Origin of the sequence: Candidatus Enterococcus wittei, from assembly GCF_002140175.1 — a bacterium.
Taxonomy (GTDB): domain Bacteria; phylum Bacillota; class Bacilli; order Lactobacillales; family Enterococcaceae; genus Enterococcus_B; species Enterococcus_B wittei.
On the sequence record NZ_NGMO01000002.1, the window covers coordinates 468,619 to 482,552 of the forward strand.

Annotated in this window: 17 protein-coding genes; all 17 read left to right on the plus strand. The window is 37.0% G+C overall.

All coding sequences use genetic code 11. The features are described 5' to 3' along the window. The first annotated feature begins 151 nt into the window (after window positions 1-151). The 17 genes from A5844_RS06500 (at window position 152) to crcB (ending at window position 13,757) form a co-directional block, all read left to right on the plus strand. Window positions 152-910 (plus strand): class I SAM-dependent methyltransferase, encoded by a 759-nt coding sequence (locus tag A5844_RS06500; RefSeq protein WP_086284390.1) that lies wholly within the window; start codon window positions 152-154, stop codon window positions 908-910. Between the two features lie 17 nt (window positions 911-927). Further along, a complete protein-coding gene (gene nikA, locus A5844_RS06505; protein WP_086284391.1) occupies window positions 928-2,508 on the plus strand; it encodes a nickel ABC transporter substrate-binding protein in 1,581 nt (526 codons plus the stop codon). Further along, complete coding sequence (locus A5844_RS06510) at window positions 2,465-3,454, plus strand: ABC transporter permease (RefSeq protein WP_086284392.1); 990 nt, start codon at window positions 2,465-2,467, stop codon at window positions 3,452-3,454. Before nikA ends, A5844_RS06510 begins: the two co-directional genes overlap by 44 nt. A gap of 1 nt (window position 3,455) precedes the next feature. Then, window positions 3,456-4,304, plus strand: a complete 849-nt coding sequence (locus tag A5844_RS06515) for an ABC transporter permease (protein ID WP_086284393.1) — start codon at window positions 3,456-3,458, stop codon at window positions 4,302-4,304. Then, a complete protein-coding gene (locus tag A5844_RS06520; protein WP_086284394.1) occupies window positions 4,285-5,076 on the plus strand; it encodes an ATP-binding cassette domain-containing protein in 792 nt (263 codons plus the stop codon). The genes A5844_RS06515 and A5844_RS06520 overlap by 20 nt, the downstream gene beginning before the upstream one ends. Next, a complete protein-coding gene (locus A5844_RS06525) occupies window positions 5,073-5,807 on the plus strand; it encodes an ABC transporter ATP-binding protein (protein ID WP_086284395.1) in 735 nt (244 codons plus the stop codon). Before A5844_RS06520 ends, A5844_RS06525 begins: the two co-directional genes overlap by 4 nt. A gap of 245 nt (window positions 5,808-6,052) precedes the next feature. After that, window positions 6,053-7,267: an ammonium transporter gene (locus A5844_RS06530; protein WP_086284396.1), complete on the plus strand. Its 1,215-nt coding sequence runs from the start codon at window positions 6,053-6,055 to the stop codon at window positions 7,265-7,267. A 34-nt stretch (window positions 7,268-7,301) separates the two neighbouring features. Then, window positions 7,302-7,820: an AmiS/UreI family transporter gene (locus A5844_RS06535; RefSeq protein WP_086284397.1), complete on the plus strand. Its 519-nt coding sequence runs from the start codon at window positions 7,302-7,304 to the stop codon at window positions 7,818-7,820. Window positions 7,821-7,841: 21 nt separating this feature from the next. Next, window positions 7,842-8,144, plus strand: a complete 303-nt coding sequence (locus A5844_RS06540; protein ID WP_086284398.1) for an urease subunit gamma — start codon at window positions 7,842-7,844, stop codon at window positions 8,142-8,144. A gap of 14 nt (window positions 8,145-8,158) precedes the next feature. Further along, entirely contained in the window at window positions 8,159-8,509 is a 351-nt protein-coding gene (gene ureB / locus A5844_RS06545) for an urease subunit beta (protein WP_086284399.1), read from the plus strand. Further along, a complete protein-coding gene (ureC, locus tag A5844_RS06550; protein WP_086284400.1) occupies window positions 8,506-10,227 on the plus strand; it encodes an urease subunit alpha in 1,722 nt (573 codons plus the stop codon). Before ureB ends, ureC begins: the two co-directional genes overlap by 4 nt. A gap of 141 nt (window positions 10,228-10,368) precedes the next feature. Further along, on the plus strand, window positions 10,369-10,827 hold the full coding sequence (locus A5844_RS06555; RefSeq protein ID WP_086284401.1) for an urease accessory protein UreE: 459 nt from the start codon (window positions 10,369-10,371) through the stop codon (window positions 10,825-10,827). 1 nt (window position 10,828) lies between these two features. Next, on the plus strand, window positions 10,829-11,515 hold the full coding sequence (locus tag A5844_RS06560; RefSeq protein WP_242690596.1) for an urease accessory protein UreF: 687 nt from the start codon (window positions 10,829-10,831) through the stop codon (window positions 11,513-11,515). Window positions 11,516-11,533: 18 nt separating this feature from the next. Then, window positions 11,534-12,151: an urease accessory protein UreG gene (gene ureG, locus A5844_RS06565; RefSeq protein WP_086284403.1), complete on the plus strand. Its 618-nt coding sequence runs from the start codon at window positions 11,534-11,536 to the stop codon at window positions 12,149-12,151. Then, window positions 12,148-12,969 carry an urease accessory protein UreD gene (locus A5844_RS06570; RefSeq protein ID WP_086284404.1) on the plus strand — a complete coding sequence of 274 codons (822 nt, stop codon included), beginning with the start codon at window positions 12,148-12,150 and terminating at the stop codon, window positions 12,967-12,969. The genes ureG and A5844_RS06570 overlap by 4 nt, the downstream gene beginning before the upstream one ends. Before the next feature lie 20 nt (window positions 12,970-12,989). Beyond that, window positions 12,990-13,346 (plus strand): fluoride efflux transporter FluC, encoded by a 357-nt coding sequence (locus A5844_RS06575; RefSeq protein ID WP_086284405.1) that lies wholly within the window; start codon window positions 12,990-12,992, stop codon window positions 13,344-13,346. A 21-nt stretch (window positions 13,347-13,367) separates the two neighbouring features. Continuing rightward, entirely contained in the window at window positions 13,368-13,757 is a 390-nt protein-coding gene (crcB, locus tag A5844_RS06580; protein ID WP_086284406.1) for a fluoride efflux transporter CrcB, read from the plus strand. Window positions 13,758-13,934 lie beyond the last annotated feature (177 nt).

Here is a 13,934-nt window from a genome sequence, read left to right on the forward strand (position 1 = left end):
TTGGACTAAAAAACCAAAAGATATCTTTTTATGCCTGTCTCTTATACACATCTTAGGATTAATTTAAAAAAAAAAGAATTATTCATATTTGGTTCTTTGATATTCTTTTTTTAGTTAATTTTGGATTTTAAAAAAAAGAAAGGAGAAAGACATGGATACACTACAAAAAGAAATCGTGGATTATTGGACAAAAAGATCATTATCCTATGGAGAACAGCATGCAGAAGAATTAAAGACAAGTAAAAAGGAACGCTGGGAAGAATTTTTGCTTCCAAAATTTTCAATGACAGATAAAAAAATAAAAAAAATATTGGATATTGGAACGGGTCCAGGATTTATGGCTATTTTATTAGCTGAAGCGGGTTATGAGGTGACAGCTGTCGATTTCACGGAAAAAATGCTAGAGGAAGCCAAGAAGAATGCAGGAGCTTATAAGCAAAAGATCCAATGGTTGAAAATGGATGCCCAGCAGTTAGCGTTCGAAGATGAAACATTTGATGCGATCATTACTAGAAATGTGACTTGGAATTTAGAGGAACCGTTTACTGCCTATCAAGAATGGCATCGTGTGTTAAAAGACGATGGCATGCTGATCAATATCGATGCTAATTGGTATCGATATTTATATGATGACCAAGCACGAAAAAAATATAACGAAGATCGTCAAATGACTAAAAAATATCAAATCAAAGATTATTACGAGAAAACCGATATTGCGACAATGGAACGTATTGCAAAAGAAATTCCATTAAGCAAAAGGATGCGTCCAGCTTGGGATAACAAAGCATTAAAAGAAATCGGATTTAAACAAGTCACAATTTTAGAAGATATTAATCCACTCGTTCTTGATCAAGTGGAACAAATCAATTTTGACTTCTCGCCTTTATTTTTCATACAAGCAGTGAAATAAATGAAAGGGATGATAAGATGAAATTCAGAAGAAATATCAGCTACATAATGATTCTGCTGGGTTGTAGTTTTCTATTGGCGGCGTGTACAAGCAATCAACAAGAAGTAAAAGAAACCGAGTTGAACTATGGCAGCACAAAAGATATTCGTGACATCAATCCTCATATTTATTCGGGAGAAATGGCTGCACAAAATATGGTGTTTGAAGGTTTAACCAAAAATGAAGATGGACAAGTTAAACCAGCTTTAGCGCAGAGTTGGGATATTTCACCTGATGGACGAGTCTATACATTTAAGTTAAGAAAAAATGTAAAGTTTTCTGATGGAGAAGCGTTTAATGCACAAGTAGTAAAAATGAATATGGATGCGATCATGGCCAATAAGTCACGACATGCTTGGTTGGAACTAGTCGATGAAATTGCTGATACAAAAGCGATTGATCCAGATACTTTCCAATTAACATTAAAAGAACCTTATTATCCAACGTTGACTGAATTAGGATTGACTCGGCCATTTCGTTTTATTTCACCAAATTGCTTTATAGATGGTGGAACAAAGGATGGAGTAAAAGAATATATTGGTACAGGTCCATGGGTACTAAAAGAACACACTCGTGATCAAAAAGCAGTATTTGTAAGAAACGAGAACTATTGGGGGGAGAAACCAGCGATTGAAACAATCAATTGGAAAGTCATATCAGATCCTCAAACACTCGTCTTATCTTTGAAAAATGGAGATGTTGACTTGATCTACGGTTCAGATGGCGATCAATTGTCTATGGATACGTTCAATCGTTTGAAAACAGATGCTTCATTTGCTACTTATGTAAGCAACCCGATTGCTTCAAGAGCGGTATTGTTAAATAGTAAACGACCATATCTTAATGATGTTCGTGTGCGTGAAGCGATTGAGTATGCAGTAAATAAAAAAGAAATCGTTGAGGGAATATTAGATGGAACAGAAAAAGAGGCAGATACCTTACTTTCAAAAAATGTTCCTTACTGTGACGTGGATCTTACGAATTATTATTATAATCCGCCTAAAGCCAAACAGTTGTTAGAAGAGGCAGGTTGGAAGTTAACGGATCAAGGGACTAGAGAAAAAGCTGGGGAAACGATGGAACTCGTCTTTTCTTACAATTCTCAAAATGAGCAAGAAGGAACGATTGCTCAGGCGATCCAAGAAGACTTAAAAGATATTGGTATTTCAGTAAAGATCCTACCGGAAGAAAAACAATTATTCTTAGATCGACAAAAAGATGGCGATTTTGATTTGCAATATTCTTTATCATGGGGAACACCATATGATCCGCAGTCCTATCTTTCTTCTTGGCGAATACCTGCGCATGGAGATTATCAAGCACAATTAGGATTAGCGAAAAAACAATGGTTAGATGAAAAAATCAGTGAAACGTTAGTAGAGACTGATGAAGACAAACGAAAAGAGGATTATCAAGAAATATTAACTTATATCAATAATCAGTGTGTCTATCTTCCTTTATCTTATTCACGAACAAAAGCTGTTGCATCTTCAGCAGTGAAAGGGGTCACGTTCAATGATTCGCAGTACGAAATTCCTTTTGAGAAAATGTCCAAATAACCGAAAAATAAGCACATTCATTGAGTATGCAAAGAAAATAGGAAAAGGCATAGGAATACTTCTATGCCTCTCTTTCCTCTCTTTCTTATTATTGGAAACCCAAACCAATCATTTAGCGGAAGTTGTCTTAAGATCGAATGAAGTCGTACCTACAACTGAAAATACACGTGAAGTAGAAAAGGAACTAAAGTTAGATCAACCATTTATCATCAGATATACACAATGGCTGAAACAAGCCGTCCATGGTGATTTTGGTACTAGTTTTATTACTAAAGAAGAAGTTTCGAAAGCAATTATCCAAGCGTTAGTGAAAACCTTGTATTTAACAAGTATCGTTTTTTTTCTGCTCGTGCTTTTCTCTTTTCTTCTGGGAGTCTATTCGGTACTTGAACAGGGGAAAAGAAGCGAAAAAATGATGCGTTTTTGTTTATTTCTATTTGGATCTGTTCCTTCTTACTGGTTAGGGATTTTGTTTATCACATTGTTTTCTCTCAAATTACAGTTTTTTCCTACAAGTGGAGTGGAAGGAGCAAGAGCAGTCGTACTTCCAGCTTTGACTTTACTATGTGTGAATTTGCCCTCTTATGTACGGATTGTCAGGCAAGAATTGATCGACACGATGAACCAACCTTTTATGACCTATTATTATGTAAGGAATTTTTCTCAGAGAACCATTTCTTATCATTTGTTAAAAAATTCACTCCGCGCTTCTTTGACAGCAATGAGTATGAACTTGCCTAAATTGATGGCTGGAAGTGCTGTAGTGGAAAGTATCTTCTCTTGGCCAGGTATGGGAATGTTATGTATTCGAGCCATTAGTACGAGAGATATCCCGATGCTGCAAGGATATATTGTACTCATAGCTACTTTTTTCATGGTTTTTAATTTATTGATCCAATGGATGAATAAAAAAATTGATCCTCGTTTAGAAAGAGTGGGGAAATAAAATGGAACGGAAGAAAATCAGCAATGACAAACTTTTTATCATGTGTGCGCTTGTCTTGATCGTGGTGTTGCTGTTCGTTTTATTTGCACCAGTCATGACAAAATATGATCCGAACCAACAAGACATCTTAGCAAAACTCCAACATCCTAGCGCTAAACATTGGTTAGGTACTGATCAGTTAGGTAGAGATATCTATGCAAGGCTTCTCTATGGGGGAAGGACCACATTATTGCTTTCATTATTAGCCACAATGGTGATTCTTTTTTCAGGTTTTTTAGTAGGTTGGCTCAGTGCAGTGCATCAGGGGAAGTTCAATCAACTAGTTACTTTTTTGTGTGATACATTGATGGCTCTGCCAAGTGAAATGATTGCATTGATGATCATTGGTCTATTAGGACCTAGTATCCTAACGATTCTATTAGCTGTTACTTTAGCAAAATGGCCGTGGTATGTACGCATGTTCCATCATGAGATACGTTCTTACCAACAAGAAAATTACATTCAATTTTCAATGATTACTGGAAAGTCGAATGGTTGGATTTTGAAGAATCATTTACTGAAAAGCATTGTCCCTTTATTTATTGTATACGGTACATTGAATCTCAGCAGTATCATCATGAGCATTTCTGCCCTTTCTTTTCTTGGTATTGGTGTACAACCACCAACAGCTGAGTGGGGGGCGATGATCAATGAAGCAAAGAACTTTGCATTTGCGGATACGTGGCAAGTCATCCCAGTAGGTGCTGTTCTATTTATTGTTTTAGCTTCCTTGAATTACTTAGGAGATCAGTTTGCAGCCCATTTAATTTCAGAAGAAAGTAGGCATAGCCATGGAAATCTGCGTGGATAATTTAACAGTCAATGAGAATACAAAGAATAAATTATTGGAAAATATCAGCTTTGTAGCAAAAAGCACTCAAACTCTCGGTATCATTGGGCCAAGTGGAAGTGGCAAGACGACTTTGTTACATGCATTAGCAGGGATAACGAATGCTAATTTGCAAGTATCCGGCGTCATTACATATACCGATCAAGAAAGAGTACAGCAACAACTAACAGAAAAAAGTGCCATAAAAAAGCATCTGTCACTAGGCTATGTCCCTCAGGATGCGATGAATGTATTTGATCCTATTGAAAAAATGCAAAAACAATTTTTGGAAACATTTTGCGAAAATGGTTGGTCGATAAAGGAGGGGGAAAAGAAAACCCAGCATATTTTAGAAAATTTTCAATTAAATGAAAAAGTTTTAACACAATATCCTCATGAGTTATCTGGTGGGATCTTACAGCGATGTGCCGTTGGGATCGCTCTTGAAATGGAACCGCAAATCCTTTTGGCAGATGAGCCGACTAGTTCATTAGACAGCCATACGAAACAATTTATTTTAAAAAAGCTAGACGAGTATACGAGACAAAACAATACGATCTTATTGCTTACGAGTCATGAGTATTCAGTGATCCAAATGATGTGTGATGATTTATTGATTCTTAAAAGAGGACAGTGTGCATATTTTGGTTCAATAAAACAAGCGGAAACTGATCCAAAGGCGGTATTTTATTCTGAGATCAAAGAAATAGATGAAGTGCTGACAAATCATGTAAAGGAATTGTGGCGGATATGAAACAGCTAGAATTAAAGCAAGTAACTAAAAAATTCAACGCTAAAAAAAGAACTGAACACGCCCCTTCAATTATTCTCGAACAAGTTTCTCTTTCAATAAAGAAAGGTGAAACAGTGGCATTATTAGGACCAAGTGGGAGTGGGAAAACCACCTTGTCACGGATCATTTCTGGACTTGAGTCAATCGATGGTGGTGAGATACTGATAGACGGTGAACCAATGAAAAAGAAACGCTCTTTTCGACAATTAAACTGTAGTCTTGTCTTTCAAAATTATCGTTCTTCGGTCAATCCATTTTATACAGTGAAGGGGGTCTTGAAAGAAGTGATGCCTTTTGAAAATAATGAGCAAGTATTTAGAGATTTGCTAGAAAAAGTTGGATTGTCTTCTGCTTTATTAAATAGGAAATGCACCACATTAAGTGGGGGAGAGATCCAACGAGTGTGTATTGCACGAGCAGTGGCAGCAAAAGCAGAGTTGATCATTTTTGATGAAGCATTCAATTCCTTAGATCTCATCAAGACGTTCCAATTAATCGAGTTATTAAAGCATTTGAAAATGGAAAATGATTTTGCTTATTTAGTGATCACACATGATATAAAATTGGCCTGTTCATTGTGTGAACGTTTGGTATTTTTAAAAGATGGAGAGATCGTCGAAGACTGCCTAACGAATCAAGTCCAGTATTCAACGGCAGAATATGTCCAACAATTATTTTTACCTTATGTGTGACAAAACTTCTACCAAAGAACATAAAAATAATCAATCTTAAATAAATCAAAGAGCCCTGTCTATCCGATGCAGAACTCTTTGGTTTATTTGTTGTGCGTATTTATTCTGCGTCTTGTTTTATAGGATTAGTTAAGAGGGCAATACATTTTTTGAATACATTTATTTTTAAAATAAATAAAAAAAATACGAATTTACAACTTTTTTTTCTCGCTATGATAAGAGTGTACAAAGAAAGGAGAAGGAAAATGGGACACATAATTTTAAATAGCGGGGATACAGCGTTCATGATGCTCTGCACAGCTATGGTGTGCTTAATGACTCCTGGGCTAGCTTTTTTCTATGGAGGACTTGCTAGAAAAAGAAGCATTTTAATCATTATGATGCAATCATTTATTTCTATGGGTGTCGTAACGTTGATCTGGATATTCGGCGGTTTTGGATTGGCATTTGGCAGAGATTATGGCGGAATTATTGGGAACTTCAAAGATTATTTTGCTTTAGCAAACGTGGACTTGAATCCAAATATTCTCCACGGCGCAACTATTCCATTTGCTTTGTTTTTTGTTTTTCAATTGATGTTTTGTGTGATCACAGTTCCATTGATGACAGGTGCTTTTGCAGAACGTTTGAATATTAAAGGTTACTTGTTGTTACTAATTTTTTGGACGATCTTGATCTATCTCCCAGTATGTCATTGGGTATGGGGAAATGGTTTTCTAGAAAAATTAGGGTTCGTTGATTTTGCAGGTGGCGCAGTGATTCATACGACCGCAGGATTCGGGGCTTTGGCAAGTACCTTTGTTTTAGGTAACCGATCGTTGAAGAAAAAAGGCATGCAACCAAATAACTTAATGGCCGCAGCAATTGGTACAGGGTTGTTATGGTTTGGCTGGTTTGGCTTTAACTCTGGTGGTGCATTAGGTGCCAACCTTCTAGCAACGACTGCTTTTATCAATACGATCGTTGGTCTAGCTAGTGCGATGGTTTCTTGGATGATTTTTTCTTATATCCAAAATGGAAAAATCGATTTCTTAGATATTTTGACAGGTTCGATTGCAGGACTAGCAACAGTTACTCCTTGTGCAGGATACATCAAACCAACATCAGCAATTTTTGTTGGTGTGATTGCAGGAATCATCTGTAATATCGCTGTTCGATTCAGAGCAAGTAAAGGTTGGGATGATGCATTAGATGTGTGGGGTGTCCATGGAATCGGTGGATTTACTGGAACGATTTTAGTAGGGATCTTCGCTGCATCAAGCGTGAATAATGTTTCAGCAAGTTTGACACAACTAGGAATCCAACTAGGTGGCGTGATCTTTGTTGCTGTTTACTCATTTGTTTTAACGTATGTCATGTTAAAAGTATTCAAACATTTCGTGAACATCGAGCCAACCAATGAAGAAATTGCTGAAGGATTAGATGAATATCTATTAGCTGAAAAAGCTTATATGAAATAAGTTTTTTACATCCTTGAAAGGAGGTGAATGTCATATGCTCGGTGTCATTTTGCTTTATGTTGGAATGGTTTTGATAAGTAATGGTTTTTATCGTCTATATGGGCTAAATGACAAATCTCTAGTTGTGATGAATTATTTCACCGGGGGTCTGGGACTCTTTTTAAATCTTGGTTCGATCCTTATAGGTGTGGCAACCAATCAATCCAGTGAGTGGTTTTACGCAAGTGCAACAGGCTTACTTTTTGCCTTCACTTACTTGTATACAGCGATCAATAGTACGTTTGATTTAGATCAACGGCTCTATGGTTGGTATAGCTTGTTCGTTGCAATCAATGCCATTCCAGCAGGTTTACTATGTTTTTATGGAATTGGCGGAAATGCCATCTATGGTTTGATTTGGTGGCTATGGGGAATCTTATGGTTTACTGGGTTTATTGAAAATGCTTTAGGTAAAAATCTAGGGAAATCAGTTGGTTATTTGTCTATATTCGAAGGGATCGTTACAGCATGGATTCCTGGAATGTTGATGCTTTTAAGTCTATGGCCACAATAATCAAAAAGGAGAGAAAGAAACATGCAATTAACAGAACGTGAACGTGAAAAAATGTTGATCAGTTTAGCAGCGATGATCGCACAACGTCGACGTGATCGCAAGCTTAAACTAAATCATCCAGAAAGTGTTGCCTTGATCACAGATTTAGTTCTAGAAGGGGCAAGAGATGGGAAAACTGTTTCGGAATTGATGAATGAAGGACGCAACCTATTGACACGTGAAGATGTCATGGAAGGTGTTCCAGAAATGATCCCAATGATCCAAGTGGAAGCCACTTTCCCTGATGGAACAAAATTAGTCACAATTCATGACCCAATTCAATAAAAGGAGTGAAAAAGATGGTACCAGGAGAATACAAATTGTCAGAAGAACCAGTGCTTTACAACGAAGGATATGAAGCAATCACGATCGAAGTAAAAAACATCGGAGATCGTGCCGTCCAAGTAGGTTCTCATTTTCACTTTTACGAAGCAAATGAAAGTGGATTGAAATTTGATCGGGACAAAGCTTGGGGGAAACGATTGGATATCGCTGCTGGGACAGCCATTCGTTTTGAACCAGGGGAAACAAAAAAAGTGCCGCTAATCGATTTTGGCGGAAAACGTCGCATTTTTGGTTTTAACAATCGTGTAAATGGTTATTTAGACGATGATCGTCGTGAAACTAGAAAAGAGGGATCGAACAAATGAGTTTTAAAATGGATCGAAAAAAATATGCACAAATGTACGGTCCGATTGTTGGTGACAGCGTGCGTTTGGGAGATACCAATTTATTTGCAGCAATTGAAAAAGATTACACTGTTCATGGACAAGAAAGTCGATTTGGTGGCGGAAAAGTGTTACGTGATGGCATGGGTGTCAGCGCAACTGAAACCCGTCGTGATAATCCTTTAGTGGCAGATACGATTATTACCGATGCCACAATCATCGACTATACCGGTATTATTAAAGCCGATATTGGTATCAGAGATGGAAAAATCATTGCCATTGGTAAAGGCGGAAATCCTGACAATATGGATAACGTTGATTTTGTTGTTGGGGCAAGTACAGAAGCTATTTCTGCCGAAGGGTTGATTGTTACAGCCGGTGGATTAGATATCCATGTTCATTATATTTCTCCAGGATTAGCCCATGCAGCATTAGACAATGGGATTACTACATTATTTGGTGGCGGTACTGGTCCTGCAGACGGTACAAACTCTGCAACTGCTTCACCAGGTAAATGGCACATTCATCGCATGTTGCAATCAGCTGAAACATTACCAATCAATATGGGGGTAATGGCTAAAGGAACAGGTGCCACAGAAGAACCAATCGCAGAACAAATCGAAGCAGGTGCGATGGGGATCAAAACACATGAAGACTGGGGAGCTACTTGTTCAGGAATTGATAACTCGCTAAAAGCTGCGGACGATTATGACGTCCAATTTGCGATCCATACGGATTCATTGAATGAAGGTGGATTCATTGGAGATACAATGAATGCTTTTGCAGGTAGAACAGTTCACACATTCCATACAGAAGGTGCTGGTGGGGGACATGCTCCTGACATCATGGTAGTTGCAGGTCATAAAAATATCTTGCCTTCTTCTACAAATCCTACCAACCCATTTACTAAAAATGAAATTAGTGAATTATTTGATATGGTTATGGTTTGTCACAACTTGGATCCTAAAATCCCTGAAGACGTAGCTTTCGCTGAATCACGTGTGCGTAAACAAACCATCGCTGCAGAAGATGTGTTACATGACATGGGTGCATTAAGTATCATGACTTCTGATGCCATGGCTATGGGACGTGTTGGGGAAGTAGCAATGCGTTGCTGGCAACTTGCGCATAAGATGAAAGAACAACGTGGACCTTTAGAAGGCGACACTGAATTTAATGATAATAATCGTATCAAACGGTATGTAGCTAAATATACGATTAACCCAGCCATTACTAACGGTGTTTCTGACTACATTGGTTCAGTAGAAGTAGGGAAATACGCGGACTTAGTTATTTGGACACCTGAAAAATTTGGTACAAAACCAAAAATGGTCTTAAAAATGGGAATGATCGCTTATGGCGTAATGGGTGATGCAAGTTCTAGCTTACCAACTCCTCAACCTCGCATGATGAAAGATTTATTTGGAGCTTGTGGCAAAGCAGTAAAAGAAACAAGTATGACATTTGTTTCACAATACGCCTATGACCATGGGATCAAAGAAGAAATTGGTTTGGAAAAAGTCGTGTTACCTGTGCATAATACTCGGAATTTAACAAAACGTGATATGAAGTTAAATAATTATTGCCCAGAAACGATTACCGTTGATCCACATACCTTTGAAGTGAAAATTGACGATGAATTGATTACTTGTGACCCAGAAGATACAGTTCCTCTTGCACAACGCTACTATCTATTCTAATAAGTGCATGAAAAACTAGGATTCATCAAGGAACAAAGATGGGAACAATCGAAGAAAATGACTCGTTGATTTTCATCGATTGTTCTCATTCTTAAATTTAAAAATAGTTATTAAAAAAACAAGAGAGGTAGGAGGCACAAGATGATATTTACGAACATATCAGGAAAAATAGATGATTTGACGAATAAGGAAGATTATCATATCGAAGTGGCTGAGCTCGCTAGTGACGATTTATCGAAACGTGTGATTCGTGTGACTTCAGATCATGGGAATGAATTTGGTATTCGCTTGTCAGATGAAAGTGATGAGTTGAAAAATGGTTCTTATTTTTTGATAGACGATAAAAATATCCTTGTTTTATCTGTTATACCTGAAAAAATGATAGTAATTAAGCCAAAAGATATAGATGAAATGGGAAAAATTGCTCATTTATTAGGGAATACCCACAAACCAATAGAAGTAGAAGACGGTACAATAAAATTAGCGATTGATCCAGTTGTTCTTGATGTTTTGAATCACAGACAGATTGAATACCGTACGGAAAAAATCGCATTAAACAGTCCATTGAGACATGTGAATCTTGCACACGCCCATGGATAAGATGAAGTTATTACAATACCTTGAAGTGATCCAAGTATGTGATTCTACTTTTCCTATTGGAACATTCAATCATTCTTATGGTATGGAAACCTATTTACGTGAAGACACAATCAATGATTCAAAAGCATTTGCACAGTGGCTAAAAGCCTATTTAGATACCCAATTTCGCTATGGCGAAGGGTTATTGATCAAATTATGTTATGAAAATCTTCCCCAAAATGTAGATGAACTGTGGACATATGACAAGATTATCACCCATTCCACGCAAGCTTTAGAAACAAGAAAAGGCACAAAGATGGTGGCTAAACAAATGATCCAGTTGATCCAATCGTTGTATTCGATCGAACTTCTAGATTACTATGAAAAACGGATCAACGAAGGACTTTCTCATGGTCACCCAGCGATTATTTTTGCGATTTTCACAAAAGAGCTAGGTTTAAGTGTTTCTGAATCGATTTGTTTTTATGGCTACAGCATTCTTTCAACCATGATTCAAAATGCAGTCCGCGCGATCCCGTTAGGACAAAAAGATGGTCAGCTGATATTATCTCAATTATTTCCTGAATTAGTGGACTTATCAGAAAGTATCAACGATTTAGACCGTTCTTATTTAGGAGCAATGATGCCTGGTATTGAATTAGCACAAATTAGACATGAAACACAAATGTTTCGATTATTTATGTCATAGAAAAGGAAGGAATCAAGGATGAGTAAAGAAATAGTGATTGGCGTAGGCGGTCCTGTAGGATCAGGAAAAACGCTTTTAATTGAACGATTAACCCGTGAATTGAGCAAAGAATTTGAAATTGGGGTAATTACAAATGACATTTACACCAAAGAAGATGCCCAATTTTTAACAAAAAATTCAGTATTACCTGCAGATCGGATTATTGGTGTAGAAACTGGTGGCTGTCCACATACAGCGATCCGAGAAGATGCTTCTATGAATTTTTCAGCCATCGAAGAATTGAACCGTCGTTTTCCTAATTTAGATATCATCTTTTTGGAAAGTGGTGGCGATAACCTAGCTGCAACTTTTAGTCCTGATTTAGTTGATTTTTCTATTTATATCATTGACGTCGCTCAAGGAGAAAAAATCCCTAGAAAAGCAGGTCAAGGGATGATCAAAAGTGATTTGTTCATCATCAATAAAACTGATTTAGCTCCTTTTGTAGGTGCGGATCTTGACATAATGAAAAAAGATACATCGGTATTTAGAAAAGAAGGGTCCTTTTTATTCACAGATTTGAAGAAACAAGAAGGGTTAAAAGAAGTGGAAGACTGGATACGCAAAAACTGTTTACTTGAGGATTTAGCAAAATGAGCGAAAAAGTCGATGGAATGGTGGATCTACTTTTTTCGAATGTTACTGAACGAACGATTGCGAAAAAAGTCTACCACGAAGGAAATTCAAGAGTCTCTTCAAATGTGGAATTACTAACAGAAGGAACCCCATGTTACTATCTGATCAGTACTGGTGGGGGCTTTGTAGAAGGGGAAACCTATGAAACCAATATTGAAGTTTCAGATGGCGCTCATGTCATTGTAAAAAATCAAACCCCTACTTATGTTTACAAATGTGAAAATGGCAAACGAACGACCCAAAATACAACAGTGCATGTCACAAATGGTTTTTTAGAATACTTGACTCATGAAGTCATCCCTTACCAATATGCAATCTATGATCAAGATACGCAAATCAAGATGGATCAAAACTCTACTCTAGTCTATTCAGATGGGATAACAGCTGGATGGTCGCAAGATGAACAGACATTTACGTTCAATGAGGTAAGACAGAAAACAAAAATCTTTATGGAAAATGAACTGATTTTCAATGACTATTTGTTCTTACAACCAGAAAAACAACCAATCACAGAATTAGGTTATTTCGAAGGCAATACAAATTACAATACATTGATTATTATTGATCCAGCCATTGATGAAACATTTATACAAGAGCTTCGATCAGAGTTGGAAAAAGAAGGATCCGATTTGCGTTACGGACTGTCTTTATTATCCATCCCAGGCTTTGTTCTACGTGTACTAGGTCATTCAGCACATGAAAACAAACAATTGATTTATTCTGCCCTCAATTATTTTAGAGGAAAATATCATCAACTTCCCCCATTAGAAAATCAATAGTAAAAGAAGGCGTATGAACAATGATTCAGTATCTCTTAGTTGGAGCAGGCTGCTTTTTAGGTGGTTGTTTGCGGAATTTTTTTAGTAAGCAATGGAATAAAAGCAACAGAAGTTATCCCATCGGGACCTTCATTGCCAATGTTTTAGGAGCTTTTCTGATTGGTCTCTTTTTTGCTCGTTTTTCGCAAGTAGCAACGTCCCTCTATCTATTTCTAGCAACTGGATTTTGCGGAGGATTGACGACCTTTTCTACCTTTAATTCTGAAGTGATCAATGATTTTATAAACGGGAACAGCGTAAAAGGTTTTTACTATTGGATGGGAAGTTTTTTCTGCTCGATTTTAGCTGTATTTTTAGGGCTGTTATGTGCGTATTAAAAGACAAGGAAGGCAGATAGGATGAAAAAAATTGAAAACTATCTAATAGTAGGTTTAGGTTGCTTTTTTGGTGGAATACTCCGTTACTTTTTTGAAACGTTATGGGTGCCAGATGCAGGTAGCTTTCCTATAGGCACTTTTGTTGCTGATTTTTTAGGTTGCTTGATCATGGGATTAGCTATCGGATATTTTGCGAAAAAGAAGCAAGCTTCAGCAACAATGAAACTATTTTTGACCACTGGCTTTTGTGGAGGTCTTACAACCTTTTCGTCATTTGCTTTAGAAGTAGATAAATTCTTGATGAATGACCTTGTAACCATGGCTGCCTATTATACAGTGATCAATTTAGTAGTGGGAATGCTCGCATTATTTTGCGGAATGAAACTGATCAAGTTTTTCGTTGGTAAATAAGTGTTTACCGAGTGTTTCTTGTAAAAATAAAATAGTAGAAATGGTCATCCAATAAAGAATAAAGAAGGCAAAAAAAGCCATGCAGAGAGTTTTAAATAGTTTTTTTACTTACCAAAGGCGGCTTCATAAGCATAGTCAACCAAATATTATCGTATTAATTTTATAAAAAAATGCACT

Excerpts from the sequence above, each read along its gene's own strand:
- A5844_RS06500 (WP_086284390.1), top strand. The coding sequence starts at position 152 with ATGGATACACTACAAAAAGAAATCGTGGATTATTGGACAAAAAGATCA.
- nikA (WP_086284391.1), top strand. The coding sequence starts at position 928 with ATGAAATTCAGAAGAAATATCAGCTACATAATGATTCTGCTGGGTTGT.
- A5844_RS06510 (WP_086284392.1), top strand. The coding sequence starts at position 2,465 with ATGATTCGCAGTACGAAATTCCTTTTGAGAAAATGTCCAAATAACCGA.
- A5844_RS06515 (WP_086284393.1), top strand. The coding sequence starts at position 3,456 with ATGGAACGGAAGAAAATCAGCAATGACAAACTTTTTATCATGTGTGCG.
- A5844_RS06520 (WP_086284394.1), top strand. The coding sequence starts at position 4,285 with ATGGAAATCTGCGTGGATAATTTAACAGTCAATGAGAATACAAAGAAT.
- A5844_RS06525 (WP_086284395.1), top strand. The coding sequence starts at position 5,073 with ATGAAACAGCTAGAATTAAAGCAAGTAACTAAAAAATTCAACGCTAAA.
- A5844_RS06530 (WP_086284396.1), top strand. The coding sequence starts at position 6,053 with ATGGGACACATAATTTTAAATAGCGGGGATACAGCGTTCATGATGCTC.
- A5844_RS06535 (WP_086284397.1), top strand. The coding sequence starts at position 7,302 with ATGCTCGGTGTCATTTTGCTTTATGTTGGAATGGTTTTGATAAGTAAT.
- A5844_RS06540 (WP_086284398.1), top strand. The coding sequence starts at position 7,842 with ATGCAATTAACAGAACGTGAACGTGAAAAAATGTTGATCAGTTTAGCA.
- ureB (WP_086284399.1), top strand. The coding sequence starts at position 8,159 with ATGGTACCAGGAGAATACAAATTGTCAGAAGAACCAGTGCTTTACAAC.
- ureC (WP_086284400.1), top strand. The coding sequence starts at position 8,506 with ATGAGTTTTAAAATGGATCGAAAAAAATATGCACAAATGTACGGTCCG.
- A5844_RS06555 (WP_086284401.1), top strand. The coding sequence starts at position 10,369 with ATGATATTTACGAACATATCAGGAAAAATAGATGATTTGACGAATAAG.
- A5844_RS06560 (WP_242690596.1), top strand. The coding sequence starts at position 10,829 with ATGAAGTTATTACAATACCTTGAAGTGATCCAAGTATGTGATTCTACT.
- ureG (WP_086284403.1), top strand. The coding sequence starts at position 11,534 with ATGAGTAAAGAAATAGTGATTGGCGTAGGCGGTCCTGTAGGATCAGGA.
- A5844_RS06570 (WP_086284404.1), top strand. The coding sequence starts at position 12,148 with ATGAGCGAAAAAGTCGATGGAATGGTGGATCTACTTTTTTCGAATGTT.
- A5844_RS06575 (WP_086284405.1), top strand. The coding sequence starts at position 12,990 with ATGATTCAGTATCTCTTAGTTGGAGCAGGCTGCTTTTTAGGTGGTTGT.
- crcB (WP_086284406.1), top strand. The coding sequence starts at position 13,368 with ATGAAAAAAATTGAAAACTATCTAATAGTAGGTTTAGGTTGCTTTTTT.